This window comes from Pseudomonas japonica, from assembly GCF_013522925.1.
GTDB lineage: Bacteria > Pseudomonadota > Gammaproteobacteria > Pseudomonadales > Pseudomonadaceae > Aquipseudomonas > Aquipseudomonas japonica_A.
Window position 1 is genome coordinate 1 of the sequence record NZ_JAAMQU010000042.1, and the last position, 764, is coordinate 764.

The 764-nt window shown below is 60.2% G+C and carries 1 protein-coding gene; it reads right to left on the bottom strand.

Going from position 1 to position 764, the window contains the following annotated elements; all coding sequences use genetic code 11:
- Positions 1-764: flagellin domain-containing protein (locus tag G7016_RS24765; protein ID WP_219856370.1), on the bottom strand; the 764-nt coding region annotated here is incomplete at both ends.

Sequence of the window (764 nt, forward strand, 5' to 3'; positions counted from 1 at the left end):
GCCTGTTGCAGGGTTTGTTGCTTGGTCAGCTCAGCGGTTTCAGCGGCGAAGTCTACGTCCTGAATGGTCGAACGAGAGGCGGTAGCGTTCTCGATGATGTTGCTGATGTTGCTGATGGTGCTTTCCAGACGGTTCTGCTTGGCACCCAGGTCGGCACGGGTGGTGTTCACGGTGTTCAACGCGGCGTCGATGGCGCTGATGGCCGAGTCGATCGCGGTGTGCGCGGCGCTCGGGTCGGCACCGGTGATTGCAACGCTGGCAACACCCAGGCCGGAGGCCGAAGCGTTCAGGCTGATGCCCAGGTCGATGTGCTGGTCGGAACCGGTCATGGCGCCTACCTGGAACTGCAGGCCCGAAGCCGAACCGTCGAGCAGCTTCATGCCGGTACCGAAGGTAGTCGACGTGGAGATACGGGTCAGTTCGTCGCTCATCTGGCTGAATTCAGATTGCAGAGCGGTACGGTCCGAAGTGCTGTTGGAGTCGTTACGCGACTGAACAGCCAGTTCACGCATACGCTGCAGGATGCTGGTGGTTTCTTGCAGTGCGCCTTCAGCGGTCTGGGCGATCGAGGTAGCGTCGTTGGCGTTTTTGGTCGCAACGGTCAGGCCTTTGATCTGGGTGGTCAGACGGGTAGCGATCTGCAGGCCGGCGGCGTCGTCTTTGGCGCTGTTGATTTTCAGGCCCGAGGACAAGCGAGTCATCGAGGTAGCGGTGGCGGACGAAGCCTTGTTCAGGTTGTTCTGAACGGTCAGGGAAGCAATGTT